At 35.3% G+C, this 17,205-nt stretch carries 12 protein-coding genes; 6 read left to right on the top strand and 6 right to left on the bottom strand.

The features are described from left to right. Nucleotide 1 precedes the first annotated feature (1 nt). Nucleotides 2–2,263: a GH92 family glycosyl hydrolase gene (locus tag MY04_RS26335; protein ID WP_066215979.1), complete on the top strand. Its 2,262-nt coding sequence runs from the start codon at nt 2–4 to the stop codon at nt 2,261–2,263. A 12-nt stretch (nt 2,264–2,275) separates the two neighbouring features. Then, nucleotides 2,276–3,799, top strand: a complete 1,524-nt coding sequence (locus MY04_RS26330; RefSeq protein ID WP_066215977.1) for a sulfatase family protein — start codon at nt 2,276–2,278, stop codon at nt 3,797–3,799. A gap of 45 nt (nt 3,800–3,844) precedes the next feature. Here MY04_RS26330 and MY04_RS26325 read toward each other — a convergent pair whose 3' ends face one another. The 3 genes from MY04_RS26325 to MY04_RS26315 form a co-directional block, all read right to left on the bottom strand. Beyond that, complete coding sequence (locus tag MY04_RS26325; protein WP_158297931.1) at nt 3,845–4,957, bottom strand: hypothetical protein; 1,113 nt, start codon at nt 4,955–4,957, stop codon at nt 3,845–3,847. A gap of 113 nt (nt 4,958–5,070) precedes the next feature. Then, nucleotides 5,071–6,216, bottom strand: coding sequence for a C45 family autoproteolytic acyltransferase/hydolase (locus tag MY04_RS26320; protein ID WP_066215973.1), 1,146 nt, complete (start codon nt 6,214–6,216; stop codon nt 5,071–5,073). A gap of 547 nt (nt 6,217–6,763) precedes the next feature. After that, nucleotides 6,764–7,996: a C45 family autoproteolytic acyltransferase/hydolase gene (locus MY04_RS26315; protein WP_066215971.1), complete on the bottom strand. Its 1,233-nt coding sequence runs from the start codon at nt 7,994–7,996 to the stop codon at nt 6,764–6,766. A gap of 234 nt (nt 7,997–8,230) precedes the next feature. Here MY04_RS26315 and MY04_RS26310 point away from each other — a divergent pair, with 234 nt between their 5' ends. From MY04_RS26310 to MY04_RS26295, 4 genes are all read left to right on the top strand, one after another. Further along, nucleotides 8,231–9,199, top strand: coding sequence for a helix-turn-helix domain-containing protein (locus MY04_RS26310; RefSeq protein ID WP_066215969.1), 969 nt, complete (start codon nt 8,231–8,233; stop codon nt 9,197–9,199). A gap of 152 nt (nt 9,200–9,351) precedes the next feature. Next, nucleotides 9,352–11,079, top strand: coding sequence for a sulfatase-like hydrolase/transferase (locus MY04_RS26305; protein WP_066215966.1), 1,728 nt, complete (start codon nt 9,352–9,354; stop codon nt 11,077–11,079). 146 nt (nt 11,080–11,225) lie between these two features. Continuing rightward, a complete protein-coding gene (locus MY04_RS26300) occupies nt 11,226–14,318 on the top strand; it encodes a T9SS type A sorting domain-containing protein (RefSeq protein WP_084006151.1) in 3,093 nt (1,030 codons plus the stop codon). 145 nt (nt 14,319–14,463) lie between these two features. Continuing rightward, complete coding sequence (locus MY04_RS26295) at nt 14,464–14,919, top strand: helix-turn-helix domain-containing protein (RefSeq protein WP_066215964.1); 456 nt, start codon at nt 14,464–14,466, stop codon at nt 14,917–14,919. Nucleotides 14,920–14,989: 70 nt separating this feature from the next. On the opposite strand, the gene MY04_RS26290 is transcribed toward MY04_RS26295, so the two are convergent. The 3 genes from MY04_RS26290 to MY04_RS26280 all read right to left on the bottom strand — a co-directional run bounded on the left by MY04_RS26290 (nt 14,990) and on the right by MY04_RS26280 (nt 17,180). After that, nucleotides 14,990–15,688, bottom strand: a complete 699-nt coding sequence (locus MY04_RS26290; RefSeq protein WP_066215963.1) for an SIMPL domain-containing protein — start codon at nt 15,686–15,688, stop codon at nt 14,990–14,992. Between the two features lie 147 nt (nt 15,689–15,835). Further along, nucleotides 15,836–16,630: a hypothetical protein gene (locus MY04_RS26285; RefSeq protein ID WP_066215961.1), complete on the bottom strand. Its 795-nt coding sequence runs from the start codon at nt 16,628–16,630 to the stop codon at nt 15,836–15,838. 37 nt (nt 16,631–16,667) lie between these two features. Beyond that, a complete protein-coding gene (locus MY04_RS26280; protein ID WP_066215959.1) occupies nt 16,668–17,180 on the bottom strand; it encodes a hypothetical protein in 513 nt (170 codons plus the stop codon). Nucleotides 17,181–17,205 lie beyond the last annotated feature (25 nt).

Raw genomic sequence — 17,205 nt, 5'->3', positions numbered from 1 at the left:
TATGAGAAAAATTATTATTGCTGTAATTTTAGGAGCACTATTTTGGGAGTGTCAGCCTAAACTAAGCGAACATTTAGTGATAGATAAAAAGGATTATACCCAAAAAGTAAATCCTTTTATTGGAACAACAAACGAAGGAAATACACACCCGGGGGCGATCTTACCTTGGGGAATGGCTTCTGCACTTCCACATACAAAGAACTTTAGAGAAAAGGCCAATGGACCTGCATACTATGAGTATGGTGATAAAGAAATATTTGGTTTCGGAAGTGTGAATTTATCTGGATTAGGATGCCCTATTGCGGGAGCCGTTCCATTAAAATTATCAAGAGGTGTGTTCGATTGGGAAATTGATAATTTTGCATCTACTTATTCTAATGAGGAAGCACATGCCGGTTATTATAAGGTGACTCTCGATAAGCATCAAATAGAGGCCGAAATGACAGCCACTCAGCGTTCGACTTATTTTAGATTTAATAATCAGAAGACAGACGAACCTTTCAATTTATTCCTTGATTTAGGAGCGAATACATCACATAAAAAAGGAGGGAAATTAAGATTGGTGAATCCTCAGTTAATTACTGGAGCACAATACGATGGTGGTTTTTGTGGTTTTCCTAAATCTACAGAAATATATTTCGCTATTGAGGTAAGTGTATCGACAAGAAATGTAGAGATTTATGAAGATCAAAAAGCGGTGAAAGGCAATGACGCGGAAGGTAATAAAGCAGGGGTGGTTTGGACCTTTGATAAAAACACAGAAGAGGTAGAAGTTAAGGTGGGTATTTCTTTAGTCTCGACTGAGAATGCTTTAGAAAATTTAAGAAAAGAACAAGGGGGTTATACTTTCGAGGAAGTACATCAGTTAGCGGTTAACGAGTGGAATGAACAATTGTCTAAGGTAGAAATTGAAACTTCTAATGTCGATAACGAAACTATTTTTTATACCGCCCTGTATCATTCATTACTTCTTCCACACGTAGTAAGTGATGTAAATGGTGAGTATTATTCGAGAGAAACAGAGCAAGTTTTAGTAGCCAACGATTACACTAGATATAGTACTTTTTCTTTATGGGATACTTACAGAACACTACATCCTTTCTTGGCTCTTATGTATCCGAAAGAACAAAGAGATATGGTGGTGACTATGGTCGAAATGTACAAGGAATGTGGACGTTTACCGAAATGGGAACTCTTTGGTTACGATACTTTTTGTATGGTAGGCGATCCAGCAGTTCCAGTAATTACTGATTCATTTTTAAAAGGGATTACCGATTTTGATACAGATTTAGCATTAGAAGGAATGTTGAAATCGGCTTTAGATACCAACGATAATTTAATTAGACCGGGTATCAAACAATACATTAATCATGGATTTATTCCTATTGATGATCGAGGTGGAGATCCTAAGAAATTTAGTTGGACCAACGGTATTGTTTGGGGGCCTGTATCCACCACACTAGAATACAATTTAGCTGATTTCAATATCGCTCAATTGGCCAATGCGATTGGTAAAAATCAAGTAGCGGAAACGTTCTATCAGAGAAGTCAGTCTTTCAAGAATTTATACGATCCTAAAACGACTTTCTTTAGACCTAAGATGAAAAACGGAGAATGGTTGGAAAGTTTCGATCCTACCGACAGATTCTTTGATATCCGTTGGGAAAGAAGTGGAGGTAAAGGCTTCGTAGAAGGAAATGCATGGCAATACAATTTCTTTGTGCCACATGCTATGAAGGAGTTGAAAGCATTAATGGGCGAAGAGGTTTTTCATAATAAGTTGTCGGAACTATTCGAAAATGGAGAATATGATTTGACCAACGAGCCAGATATTACTTTCCCTTATCTATTTAATTATGTAAAAGGGAAAGAATCGAAAACCCAAGAATTGGTGAGGAATCAAGGAGATTTACATTTTACAAATTCACCTGACGGTATTCCGGGTAATGATGATGCAGGTACTCTTTCAGCTTGGTTAGTATTTTCACAACTAGGTTTCTTTCCAGATGCACCAGGCATTCCAACCTATCAGTTAACCACACCAAAATTTGATAAAGCAATATTGCATTTAGATGATTATATTTATAATGGGAAAACGATAGAAATTGTAAAAACGGGTAAAAACGAAAGATTTTTTAATCAAATCACAGTAGGTGATAAAACCCGAGATGAAATCTATCAATTGTCGCATTCGGAGTTAGTGAATGCCGGAAAATTGATATTCCATACGAATTCTGGACAATTATCAGAAGTAGAGAATTAAGCTAGACATGAAATGAAAAAAAGAAATATAATCCTTCTTTCCCTTTTTATTGTAGGCTTGCTTTATGCTAAAACGGAGAAAGACAAGACAAAAAATAAATTGCCCAATGTGGTACTCATCTTAGCCGATGATTTTGGGTATGGTGATATATCAGCACATCAAAGTGACTCTAAAATTGAAACTCCAGCATTGGATAAACTGGTCATTTCTGGGTTATCCTTTTCGAATGCACATGCTGCCTCATCAGTTTGTACTCCTTCAAGATATTCCTTATTAACCGGTCGATATTCTTGGCGTTCTAAATTACAAAGTGGAGTTTTATTTGGATACGATCTTCCATTAATTCAGAATGAATACACCTTAGGTAAAATGTTTAAGGAAAAAGGGTATGCGACAGCATCAATTGGTAAGTGGCACCTTGGATTACCTTGGCAATTAAAAGAAACATCAAACTACAAGAAAAGAACACAAAAGAAAATCTTCTTCAATGTACTAGCAAAGGAAAAGGATGTTGATTTAACGGCATCATTTACAGATACTACTTGGCATCATAAAATTGGTTTCGATTACTTTTATGGCACAAGTGCATCTTTAGATATGCCTCCTTATGTAATGGTAGAAAATGGAGGGTTATCAGCTCCTTTAACACATTCTATCAACGATTCGGGTCCAAGTGAATTGTATAATAAAGGAATTTGGAGAGGAGGACCGGCAGCAGAAAATTTCGATCATAATGATGTATTGCCTGATATCGTTCAAAAAACGGCATCATTTATAAAAGAAAACAAAGACCAACCGTTTTTTGTGTACATGCCTATTACGGCTCCACATACTCCTTGGCTACCTGATGAAAAATTCAAAGGCAAATCGAATGCAGGTAAATACGGCGACTTCTTGTACATGGTCGACGATGTAGTGGCTCAAGTCATGAAATCTCTCAAAGAAAATGGTGTAGAGGAGAATACGATCGTGATATTTACTTCAGATAATGGAGCACCACTAAAGAATATTCAGAAGTATGGAGGGAATGGACATCATGCTAATGCACATTTTAGAGGGCAGAAAGGTGATCTATACGAGGGAGGACATCATATTCCGTTGGTGATGCACTGGCCTAAAGGCATCAAAGCAAAGCAAAAGTCAAACGATTTGATTGTACTTACTGATATACTTTCCACATTATCAGATATTATCGGAGGTGATGTGCCATCAGGGCAAGCAGAAGACAGTCATAGTTTTGCTAAAGTCATCCATCAAGAAGCTGATTTTGAACCAAGGAAAACAGCCGTTTATCATTCCCAAGTGGGCCTATTTGCTATTCAATCTGGAGAGTGGAAATTGATAGAAAATTTAGGATCAGGAGGTTTTTCCAAACCTCGTTTTGTAGAATCGGAACCAAAGCACCCTAACAAACAATTGTATAATTTATCTATCGATCCACAGGAATTCGATAATCGTGTAGTCGATACTCCAGAAGTTGCAGAGGAATTACAACAGTTATTGGACGATATTCGAAAACATCAGACTATAAACTAACAACCACTCATGATGCCACTCTTTTCAGTTGATAGGAGTGGCATTTTACCATCCTCTGATCATATCGAACCCAATACGAACACCCGCACTAATTCTTATTCTTGAATTAAAGAATTCGTTTTGATCATATGTTTTATATTGATGTGAATCAGAAGCATAAGCTCCAACTAAATGAAACCGGAAGTTTTTATCAGAAAATGGATAATATTGTAATGCCACTTCTAACGTATGAATATTTGCAGTTTGTAGATCTGCATAATCACCATTGATTTTATCGATCATCCTATCGCTATTAAACTGAATGTTATCATAAATATATTTGATATATGGCCTAAACTTTTTGCCATAATACATCAGACGGATAGGGACAGATTGATAGATGGCATTATCAGTAAAATTGGGCATATTTTTCACATAAGCGTAATCGGTATCCAATTGCCAATTCTTCCAACTCCACTGTATACCCAAGTTGATGGCATAAGGTGTTGAAGAAAAACTTTTTGATAAATCGTTGATCGTCGTATAACTCGCAAAGGTTTTGATTTTGTCGTCCATCAAACGACCGTACCAATAAAAGTTATATTGTAAATTAATTTGCTGCCCTAAGGAATCCACATTGGCATTCACGATTTGCATACCTACTCTCTGTCCAGTTTTCGATCGGTATTCTGAAGTGACACCCGTTTTAAAAACCCCTAATTGATTTCCAATAATCGAATACGTATATACATCGTTTGGGTTGTAGGTTTGTTCCACCGTACCCACATTTAAGAAACTTCTACCGGCTTTAAAATGCCATCTTCCATTATGGGTGGTATAATGTACATTGGCATATAAAATATCGTCATTCAGGTTGTTCATTCCCACTCTTGCATCGTTAGGTGAATAGAGAAATTGAAACCCAAAATACTGGTTGAATTTCCCCTCTAAACCGATTCTGAAATTTGAAAACTGAAATCGCTGATCGTTGTAATAAGGATCAAATTGTTCTTGATATCGAGTATTCTGGAAATCTAAACGACTATCTAATGTGAACTTCAAGCTGTCTTGAAAACTTTTCCAACTTTCGTTCAACAAGTGCTGTTTTGGATCATCAGAAGCGAAGGAAAGATGTAGGGAGGAAAATAAAATTAAACAGAAGGAAAGCAGCTTTTTCATAGGAGTGGATGATAAAGTAAGAGGTAAGAAGTAAAAGGGAAGGAGTGGTTTCGTATCGATCACCCCGGAATTCCAGAGCAATTGATACGAGACCACTTCTTCTTTTTAGAATCTTAGTTCCAAAGTTTTTTCAAATCGATCTCAGTCCAGTCTGCAAAGTATTCTGGAACTGGAATTTTGATCCATACTTTTTGATCGTTGATATCAAATACTGTTTGATAGTTAGTAAGATCGGCATCCTGTAATGAAGGTTTTGTACAACCGCCATTTTCTTTGAAAGTACCGTCTTCGTTAAACAATCTGATATCCATTAAATCACGCGTCATTTGTGCGTCTACATGACCACGATTTTCTCCCAAACGATCAGTCATATTTGAGAAACGTCTCATTGAATTACTCACAGTCTCTCTTAAACCAAGACCCCAATCGTCGTTAAAGAAAGAATTGGCCACAACTAAAGTATCGTCTTTTGCTCTACGAATTCTGTTACCACCTAGAGATGAACCTTCAACAGAGGCAGCCTCGTTTTTATCAGCAAGTGTGAAAATGATGGAAAGGCTATTCTGCATACCATTAAATCTACTTTTTACTGACTGAAGGTCTTTAGTTTCACTTAAAATATCAGTTAAAGTATTCAAAATTGAAGGTCTTTCAAGGAAGACTAAAGAACCACCCATACTTGTGCCATCATGTACATCAAGATAAACACCATGCTCGTTCATAGCAGTAAAAGCACAGTACATGCCAGGCCATCCTGCAGTACCTATTTTGTAAGAACCATCATTTGGTTTTCTGACTGTAAAAACGGTAGGGAATTTATTAAAGGCAGGGCTCCAATCGAGGTTACGACCAATGTACATTCCACCATCTTTCGATTGTTCACCGTAAGAAACAATTGAAGTACAACCAGCAAAAGAATGAAGTTTCTCTTTGTAGATACCATATTCCATAATCTGATCTAGTAGCACTACGTCTTCTAAGCTCCAACCAGTGCCTAAAGCTACACCATCGTAAAAGTCTTTCGTTCTAATTGTTCCCGTTCCATATGCTCTATTTACCCATAGGTCTTTAGCCGCTTGGTCAAGGTATCCATTTTCAATTTCTGGACGAACAACTAGGTCAAATGTTTGTTGCATAGATGCTAACATTAGAGCACCATATTGCTCACCCATTTCGATGTTAGATCCTTCCAATACTGGAATCAAGAAGTTGTTTGCTTCATAAAGTTTACCCGCTTTGAATTCTTTTACTAGTTTCATTTTCTTTTCTTTTTAACAATGATAAAATAATTAATGTAATGTTCTCAGGTGAAGTGTTTTAAGTAGGTTTCCCGATTGATTACATTACAAATATCTTGCTTTCTGAAGCCAAAGATTTGTACGAATTCTTTAAGCGGTTGTCAAAAATCGTCAGATTGTTTTTTTGATGAAAAAAGGGGAGAATGAATAAAATAATACATAAAAAAAACGGGGCTTTCTCAAGGCCCCGTTCAAGTCAATCTAAATACTTTCGAAAAACAATCCGTAAAGGAAAGGATGGGTTGAATTTCGATTTTTTTTCATGAACATCAAATACTCTCATCTTTATTTGATATCACTTTGTAATTAAAGGGTTAAACGTCTATTTCCCTTTTGATTACATGACAAATATCGTGGAATCACTTATTAATCCGTTGTAAAAAATCGTCATGTAGTTATGCTTTTTCGTTAAGTTGATCGTTCCATTTCAATAATAAAAATGCATAAAAAAACGGACCTCAACATGAAGCCCGTTTAATCAATTATCAATCTTAAATACTAAAATATATTATTTCCATAATTCGTTTAAGTCGATCTCAGTCCAGTCAGCAAAATGTTCAGTAACTGGTATTTTGATAGCGATTTTTTGTTTATTGATATCAAAAACTGTTTGATATACAGTGATATCCGCATCTTGTAATGCAGGTTTAGTACAACCTCCATTTTCTTTGAAAGAGCCATCTTCATTAAATAATCTGATATCCATCAATTCTTTGGTTACCTCATAATCAATTTTTCCTTTGTGAGCAGCAACTTGAGCTTCCATGTTGGAGTATCTTCTTAAAGAATTACTTACAGTTTCTCTTTTACCTAATCCCCAATCATCAACTAAGAAAGTATTTACAACAGTTAAAGATTCACCTTTTGGTAGACGCACTCTATTTCCGTTCAACGAAGAAGCTTCTACAGAAGCAGCACTGTTTTTATCCGCTATAGTGAAAATAATAGAAACACTGTTATTCATACCATTGAATCTTGATTTTACAGCGTCAAGAGAAGGAGACTCGCTCATAATATCGATTAGTTCGTTTAAGATAGAAGGTCTTTCTAAGAATACGACCGAACCACCCATACTAGTACCGTCGTGAACATCAATATAAACCCCTTTTTCGTTCATTGCCGTGAAAGATGCATACATCCCAGGCCATCCAGTAGTGGCCATTTTATAAGAACCATCGTTAGGTTTTCTAACAGTAACAACTGTTGGGAATTTTAAGAATGCTTCCGACCAGTCCATATTACGGCCAATGTACATTTCACCATCCTTAGAGTTTTCTCCCCAAGCCGCAATCGATGTACAACCCGCAAATGAGTGAAGTTTACCATAGTAGATACCGTACTCCATCACTTGGTCTAAGAAGACAACATCGTTAAGTGACCAACCGGCCCCTTTAGCAACACCTTCATAGAACTGTTTCGTTCTCATCGAGCCAGTACCGTAAGCACGCGTCACCCAAAACTGAATAGTTTCTTGATCTAAAATTCCTTTATCCAATTCTGGTTTTATCAGAAGGTCAAATGTCTTTTGCATTTCGTCTTTCATCAAACCTCCATATTGTTCACCCATTTCTTCGTTGGAACCTTCAATAACGGGAACTAAGAATCCATTGGCTTCATAAAGTTTTCCACCTTTATATTCCTTTATTAATTTTAAATCAGATGATGAATTATTTTGTGCGATAACATTTGCAGAGAATAATAATCCTAGAACAACGTAGAAGTAATTTTTTAAAGTTTTCATTTTCTTTTTATGTTTTAATTGAAGATATATTTTCCTTTGTAACGTTCACAGGAGAAGTATTTCCCGATTGATTACATTACAAATGTCAGACTTTTGAAAATGAAAGATTTGTACGATTTCTCTAAGCAGTTGTCAATTATCGTTAAACCAAAAAAATCACTGATAATAAGCCCTTACTATATGATTTCGAAGGATAGAATACTATATTAGTTACAGGATTTGACATTAAACCATATGGAAGATAAATACATTCTCTCAACAACTGATACGAACCACCAAAGTGGTTACGAACAAATAGCAAAAGAACTTGGAGGTTCTTGGGATGGGGAAGAACTTTTGATCAATAATAGTTGGTTAGAAGTAAAGGCCAATTCAATTTGCTTCTTAGAAGATATGTTTATTGACATCTTTAATCTCTATAGTAAGAAACCCATTTTGGTAAAATACAGCCCAGACGATGAGAAACATTTTATTATTGTTCGTATTGGTTTTACAGGATCATTTTATAGCAAAGAGCAAACAAAGAAATTTACCAATCTTGGTGTATTTATCTATAATTCTAGTCAGAAGTTTGAACTAGAGTTTCCTGTTGATGCACATTGTCAATGGATCACCTTACGTTTTTCTTTAGAGCTATTCAACAGCTTTAATACACCAAATCCGGATTATAAACTAAAAACACTTTTTGATAATAAATCGCCATGGTTACAATATTTTTCTCTTGATGTAGAGATAGAGAACCATGTGAAAACCATTATTGCCAACGTAGAGAAGGATAAAAGAAGACACATTACTTTCTTTAGTAGATCGGCCGATATTATGGGTGCGATAATAGAGAAGATGGAGAAAGAGTCTTCTAATATAAAAACCAATATCCATCCTGAGGATTTAAAGGCCATGATGCAATTAAAAGATACCTATCTTTCTGATTTTTCTGAACAACCTAATCTCACTGAATTAAGCGAGGAATATGGAATGAGTGTTTCGAAATTGAACCGTATTTTTAAATCTATCTTCGATCAACCGGTGCTTCAGTTTTATAATCAAATGAAAGTAGAGGAGGTACACCGTCAAATCTCTTATACCGATAAAAGCTTAACCGAAATTGCCTTCGATTTAAACTTTAGTCATATCGCCCATATGAGTAAGGTGTTCAAAAAATATTATGGATTTCCGCCTTCGGATCTGAGGGATAAAAAATAGGTGATTGTTTATTTTGGAAATAATTATATCAATTAAAATTTATAAATACCCCCAAAGACATATTAAGTCCACCTAATTCTATTCTAGTTTATCAATTAAAAGTCTTTTAAGGCAGAGAAGTGAGAATTTGCGATAGAAAATTAAACATCATCATGAGAATATTTTTTTATTTATCGCTTCTCACTTTTTTATTGACAAACTGTAATACATTAAAAAAGGAAAAAGCAACTGTTGCATCAGAAACGGACCGACCTAATATCATTTGGTTGGTAGCAGAAGATTTAAGTCAGCGTTGGGCCTGCTATGGAGATTCTTTAGCGTATACGCCTAACATTAATAAATTAGCCAATGGAGGTGTGGTTTACGATAATGCCTTTTCGGTGGCAGGGGTGTGTGCGCCAAGCCGATCTTCGATAATAACAGGTATGTATCCGACTACTATTGGAACACAACATATGCGTCAGAGTAAGAGTGTGATTCCAATGCCTGGATTCCCCAATTATAATGCAGTTCCACCATCAGAAGTAAAGGCTTTTCCAGAGTTACTTAGAGCCTCTGGGTATTGGACGGCGAGTTATAGAAAATTGGATTATCAGTTTGGTGATCCGTTTACAATTTGGGATGAAGTAGTAGATTATCCATCATGGAGAGATCGTTCGGAAGAAGACAAAGATCGTCCATTCTTTATTTATTATACATTTGAAATTACTCACGAAATCAATATTTGGCCAGACAGTACAAAAGAACGTTTCTTCGAGGACTTTAATATTGATGTCAGTAAATTGGCTCCCGATGTGCAAAAAAGACCTCCGTACGATGAGTCGAAAAAGGTAGCTTTAGAAGACGTGACTGTTCCTCCATATTATCCTGATAATGATATTTCGAGATCACATATAGCCCGTTTATATGATAATGTAAGTCGTATGGACGTACAGATCGGGAATATCTTGAAGCAATTGAAAGAAGATGGCTTGGAAGAGAATACCATCATTATGGTGACATCAGATCACGGTGACTGTTTACCAAGAGCAAAAAGATGGATATACGATAGCGGTACTAAATGTCCATTGGTGGTGTATATGCCAGAGAAATATCAAAATGAGCATTTTCAACCGGGAACAAGAAATGATGATTTAGTGAGTTTTATCGATTTTGCTCCAACGGTTCTAGAATGGGCTGGTGTTGAAAAACCGAGTTGGATGCAAGGTCGTTCGATGGCTTCATCATTAATAGAACAACCAAGAGATTATGTATATGGTGCGAGAGATCGTATGGATAATCGTTACGATGTGAGAAGAACAATTCGAGATAAGAAATATAGATATGTGAGAAACTTCCAACCAGAGGTGAATTACAGCCAGCAAATTACTTTCTTAAATCAAATGCCTCTGATGCATCACTTATTGGATCAGGACGAGAAAAAGAAATTAAATAGAGATCAGTCGTATTGGTTGTATCACCCTAAAAATGTTGAAGAGGAATTATACGACACAGAAAATGATCCTTATGAATTGAATAATCTTGCTGCTAATAAAGAATACAAAGAGGTTTTAGAAAGATTGAGAAAGGATCTTACACAATGGCAACAAGATACCAAAGATTTATATGAGTTGAACGAATTTGATCAGGCAGAACAAATGTGGCCAGGTGGAGTTCAGCCAAAGACACAAACTCCAAAATCGCAAGTACAAGATCAAAAAATGGTATTGACTTGTGATACAGAAGGAGCATCGATTGCTTATCAAATGAATGATGACCAACGATGGCATATATATACTTCTCCAATTCAGATGGAAAATATCACTCAGCTAAAAGCTAAAGCCATTCGATATGGTTATGATGAAAGTGATGAATATTCTTATGCGGGAATACCGCAATAAAAAACGGACAAAAATGTACAAAACTCTCCTGCCTATGGTAGGGGAGTTTTTCTTCTATTTTAGAAATCAAATTCTTCTGATTTTCAAAATAGGACTATAGAACGGCATTTCCTTCTTTAGTTCGAAGAAATCTAAACGAATTAGCAATGAAATTTACACTACGAATACAAAGCGTATTATTACTTTTTTTAATGTGCCCTTTTTGGGTCTTTGCTCAAGAAGAACAATGGGGGGAGATTGACCGTTGGGAAAGTTTAAACCCTGGAGCTGGCGGACAGGTACAAGATATTTACTTTGATAAAAATGTGGAGGGTAGATTGTGGTTTTCCAGCGATATGGAAGGGGTTTACCGATCGGACGATTTTGGAGAAAGCTGGCAATATGTTTCTAATGATTTGAGTCACGGTATGGCCTTCTGTATTGAACAAGAAGCAGGAGGAGAAAAATTATATCAAGGTGGTTTATATGGGGCAAGTATTGCTATTAACCCCAATGCTGACGACCCACACAATGTTTCCTGGGAAATGATTGATATTACTAAAGGAGATGCGATTGCTGCTATAGCGGTATCTAGTGATTATCAAACAGTTGTTTTGGCACCGGGATGGCAAAATAAAGACCCTCAAAAAGGGCAGACGGCTATTTGTACACCTAGTCAGGGTTTAGGATCAGATAAGCTGAATGGAGAACGTATCATTTATTTATCAAAAGATAGAGGAGAGACGTGGACGACTGTAAAATATGACCCAACAGATGGATATAGAAACGTATTTAGTGTGGCCATTCATCCAACCAACGATAATATATATATAGGTGCAGCCTCTGGAGTATTCGTCTCATCTGATGGAGGAACAACTTTTCAGAGAATTGCAAAACCTTCAGAAGCGTTGAATCCGGCAGGATCTTCTTCGAATTTGAATAGTCGTCCAGATGGAGGATCAAGAGGTTTAGGGTTATCCCCTGATGGAAAATATATGTATGCGACCTATCAAACTCAAGGTGGAGGTAATTATGGCAACAAACGTTGGGCGGTATTTATGGCCAAACTTTCTGATACAGGAATTGAAGGTGGTTGGACAAAAATAATGGATGAGTTACCAGCTAATGCTGAGTGGTACGACCCTAAAGTGGATCCTAGATCAACAGCAAAAGAACATAAAGTTGCGGTTGGTACTGTATGGAATAACAACAACAATAGAATTGGCCTATGGGAAGCTACCGTTAATTTTGATGATGCAGGCGATTTATCAAATTACCAATGGGATATGATTCTAAACCTCCCTAAAGACGGAAGATGTTTCGATTTTGAACCAAGTTGGGAAAACAGAGATCTTATTGTAAGGTCAGTAGATTATACCCCTACGACATGGAGTAAACATCAAGTAGTCGCTATGGGAGGAATGAATTTATTTATTTCAGATGTGGATGTACCTGAGTTCCCGTGTTCTAGTTGGAAAGAAATATATGGTGAGGTGATCTATCATCATGATGACTTAGCAATGTCTCATGAAAGAGGTTTTTCATCGACGTATTGTTATGATGTGGATGCTTATAAAAGCTATATGATTCAAGGTTGTGCAGACCATGGAATTATGCAAAGTTTGGATCATGGTTATTCTTGGACGGCTCACAGAGGACCGAATGGTATTACCAATGCAATGTCAGTATTAACAGTACCTACCACGCCAGCTCTAGTACTTATTGATGCTAGAAAAGGGTATGGTATTCCTAGTCATAGTGCTGGTGGGTTATATGCTAAAGAGATAAACTTAGACAATATCGGGTGGCCTGGTAACTGGAAATTAATTGGTGGAGGGGTGCCTAACCAAGTACAAACTACGAATGGATTACCTTCAAGAAATTACAGGGCAATGACCTACGATCCAAGCCTTGTAAAAAGAGTTTATGTGACGATGAGAGGCAAGAACTATGGTGGAGAAAATATTGAAGGAGGAATTTATGTTGCCGATGATATTGTTGCTGTATTTAATGGGACAGCTCATTGGAGGAAGATATCTTTATCATCCATGGGATACAAAGACTTTAGAGATATTTGGGTGGATCCGAATAACAATAAATATGTTTATGTTCGATCGGATGGATCAAATGCACATTTGTATAGAGGAGAAAGACAATCGGATGGTTCTTACACATGGACCAATATGGAAAACAATGTTAGTGGAGCGACTGATTTATATGCTTGGGATTTCAACGGTCAGACGTATTTGGTCGTGGCAGGAAATATCAATAACAAAAAGGGAGTATACCTTAATACAAATCCACAAAGTAATGATTGGAACGCTACTTCATCATGGGAATTTACAGGGTTAGATGTCGCTAAAACGTTAGAAATTCGTCCTCAAGATTGGTGGGAGAATCAGAATATTACGTTAAGAGGTTTGGCCGCTTTTGGAAATCATATTGTCATTTCTTCTGAAGTAAGCACACATAAAAAAGGTAATGGAACGTACTTGGGAGAGATTCAGGAAGATGGTTCGGTAGCATGGTCGGATTGGACTAGAGCTCCGGGTAACAACAGAGATATTGAAAACCCAATGTCTTTACAAGCAAAAGTAAAAATCGAAAATGATCGACCTTATTATTATGTAGCATTAGCCGGGACAGGTCCTTGGAGGCGACAAATGGATGTAAAAGAAGTAGTTACTTGCGACTTCTCAGTCGATGAACAATCCTTATCATTTACAGAGGTAGGAGGAGAAGATCAATTAACAATTTCTTCTGTTGAAGCATGGGAAGTAGAGTCGTTAAGTGATTGGATTACTGTAGAGAAGGTAGATCAGGTATTGAATATCACTGTAACAGAAAATACATCAGAACAAGATCGTATAGCTGAAATTGTCTTGAAAGGTTGTAAAGATATTGTTGTAGATATTCAACAAAAAGGAGCAGTTGTAGAAGAGGAAACTCCTGAAGAGCCTGGAGAAGAAGAGGGTGAAAATGAGGAAGAGGAAAACGAAGAGGAAGAAACTCCAGACGAACCTGAAAGTCCAACTTCTATTGGTGGGCAACATCAAACATTAACGGTATACCCCAATCCTTTCAACTCTGAAATCAAAATCAAAGGGTGTGGACAAACGCGGGTATATATTTATAATTTGTATGGTCAGGTGGTGCATCAAGAAGATTATTTGGAAGGCAATTTGATTGATTTGAGCCATTTATCAAAAGGACAATATGTGTTGAAAGTGGAGGATGAGTATTTGAAAATAGTAAACTAATAATCATATAAATCTGTTATTTGATAAAGAGGTTATTTCCTTAATGATGGGGGTAGCCTCTTTTTAATTGAAGATTTATTTTAAAAATATTGAAATGATTTTTGAAGAATAAAAGTTGTTATATATGTTAGAGCGGGTTTGACTCATGCTGAATATAGCAAAATTAATATTTGTCAAAGTTATGGTACAACAGAATAAAAATATATCGTTTTCCTTGATAACTAATGATGAACAATATGATGAGTATTGTGAATTACTTTGGGATCTTGAGAGGCAAAAAGACGAATCAAATAGTGATTTAATTGATCATCTGGATTTTTTAATCACTAAGTATGAAAGTAAAGGTCAGAAAGAAGAGATTATTTTTGAACCCGTAACATATCTAAAAGAACTTATGGACCGTCATCGTTTTTCTTTAAGGAAAGCTGGTGAATTCTCTGGAGTAGGGTATGGTGTGATTAATAAAATTCTAAACAGACAGATAAATATTAGTGATAAAAATGCTGTAAAATTTGGGAAAGCTTTTGGTGTTGATCCTAATGTCTTTTTAAAATTATCATCTGATCGTATTAAAGAATTGGAAAATAGATTAATAAAATAATTTATTTCATTTTTAATTATAAAAAAAGCAGCTTTGGAACTATCCAAAGCTGCTTTTTTATTTTGAGCGATTACTTAATCTCAAACCTTGTTCGAATCTCGTATCTCAGTTTAATGTTCTTTTCAGTATCTGCTTCGGCACTTTCGCCAGCACTCATCATCACATTGCTTCTTGCTGCAGCAGGTCTATAATAAGCATTATCATTATTTATTTCTTCAATAGAAATAATAGAACCTAACTCATTACCTAAGGTTTCTACTAGGTATTCCGCTTTTTCTTTAGCAGCCAATAAAGCTTGTTTCTTAACGTCTTTTCTAAAATTCGGAAGCTCTTTATTTTTCAACTCACCGATGTACATATTTTTAATGCCTTTTCGATCGACTGTAGAAACAATCTTGTTGATGACACTGAAATCGGTTAAACTTATTTCTAATTTTTTACTTACTAAGAACTCTTTTCCTTGGTGTCTCCAATAATTTCCTACTTCAGTAGATTTAATCTGATCTTTTTTGATACCTATCGCTTTTAAGTCTTTTAATAACTGACTTTCTATCTCACCAATAGCGACTTTATTTTTGTAATCTTTGAATTCTTTTTTCTTTTCAAATTCCTCAATCCAGTACTCTGATATACCAATGACGAATACGAATTCATCTGCTTCGACAAACATTTCGGCACTTCCTGTGACTTCGATATATTTTGAATCTTGGGCTAATAAATTGAATCCCATAAGGATGAATAAAGTGAATAATGATATTTTAATTCTCATGGTAGATTGGATTAAAGTGTGAATTATTTACCTCAAGGGTCGTATACTTGAGCCTATAAAAAATGTATACTACTATATGATATTGACACTTAGAATAGTGCTTTTGCTAATTTTTTTAAGGTTTTATAACCCTTGGATTAGTTAGTTTTATTTTAGAACCTGACCTTCTAAACTCAACACATTATCCCACATTGCATCCGTTTCACACTCCAATTCTTTCATGAGCAACTTCAATTTATCATCCACAAAAAAAGGATAAAACCGAATAAAACAGACATTCTTTTCACTTCTATAAACTTCTTTAATTGATTCACTTTCTTTATTGTAATTGAAAATGAAGTATTGGTTTTGAAGCTTGCTTAGTAAAAATACTTCATCATTAATCTCAATGGCTTCTACACTATAATAATCATAGAGAAGAGAGATGTTATTGGATTGATAATACTCTAAAACAACCTTTTCATAATTACCTTCATCGAGTGTTTTCTGATTTGCTACATCAAAATGATCTTTGAGAAGAGAGGAAATATAAAAGTAATATCCTTGATTAGGAGTTACATTTTCTATTTGATAGACACAGTAAAAATCCGTAGAAGGTGATCCATCATAAAATTCAACATGAAGAAAGTGGGCTTTACCCAATTCTTTTGATTTTCCATCAAATAGTATGATGAAAGGTAAATGTTTAAAATAAGCATCTACAATATGTTGAGGTATTTTATAGGAGGTAGAATGTCCATTAGAAGAAACTATTTCTCCTTGTGCTTTAATTGTTTTTGTGACTTTTTCATAGGTATCAAAATTCAAAGAACTTTCAGCTTGAATGTACACCTTATTATCTTGTATGTAGACGACTTCTCCTGCATCAATTTTTGATAGGTTTTGTGAGTGTAAGATGAAAGGGAAAAGTATGAATGAAAGAAGAAGTTGTGTTATTTTCATTAAAATATAATTGAGTTTTTAATCATTAAGAGAGGAATTACATGATTACTCGTGAATCATATTTCTCACCATCTAAATTATAATAATCATTCCTTATCAAATTATTTGATTGATCATAAATATATCTCTTTTGGTAACTATCAGTCTTTGAATTTGGACCTGAAATAGAATATGAAACCTTAATTTCATTATTTGTTTCGGTTATTATAAAATCATATTGATTGACATACCAATTATTACTTTTAAAATGGCTAATTTCTGTGATGAGAAGATTATCATAGTATACTTCTAAAGTTGTATGGCCATACTCTTGTTTCATATTATTTTTTTGATGACCATTTGCAAATACAATTTGCCCATTGTTTCGAATTTCAATTTTTTTCAAATCAACATTTGATTTTACATTTATAGAATTAAATTCATAAAGTCTACAACCTATTTTATTTATAAGAGTATCTGTGTTTTTGTAACTTTCAAATATTGGTTTTGATAAGAAAAAAACAAAAATGATAATTATTGAAATTAATATAGTATAGCTATTTTTTTTCATAGTCAAGTCAGTCAAGTTTTATGGA

Source organism: Flammeovirga sp. MY04, assembly GCF_001682195.2.
GTDB lineage: Bacteria > Bacteroidota > Bacteroidia > Cytophagales > Flammeovirgaceae > Flammeovirga > Flammeovirga yaeyamensis.
The sequence above is the reverse complement of the archived record's forward strand: the minus strand, read 5'-3'. Positions and strand labels throughout refer to the sequence as shown.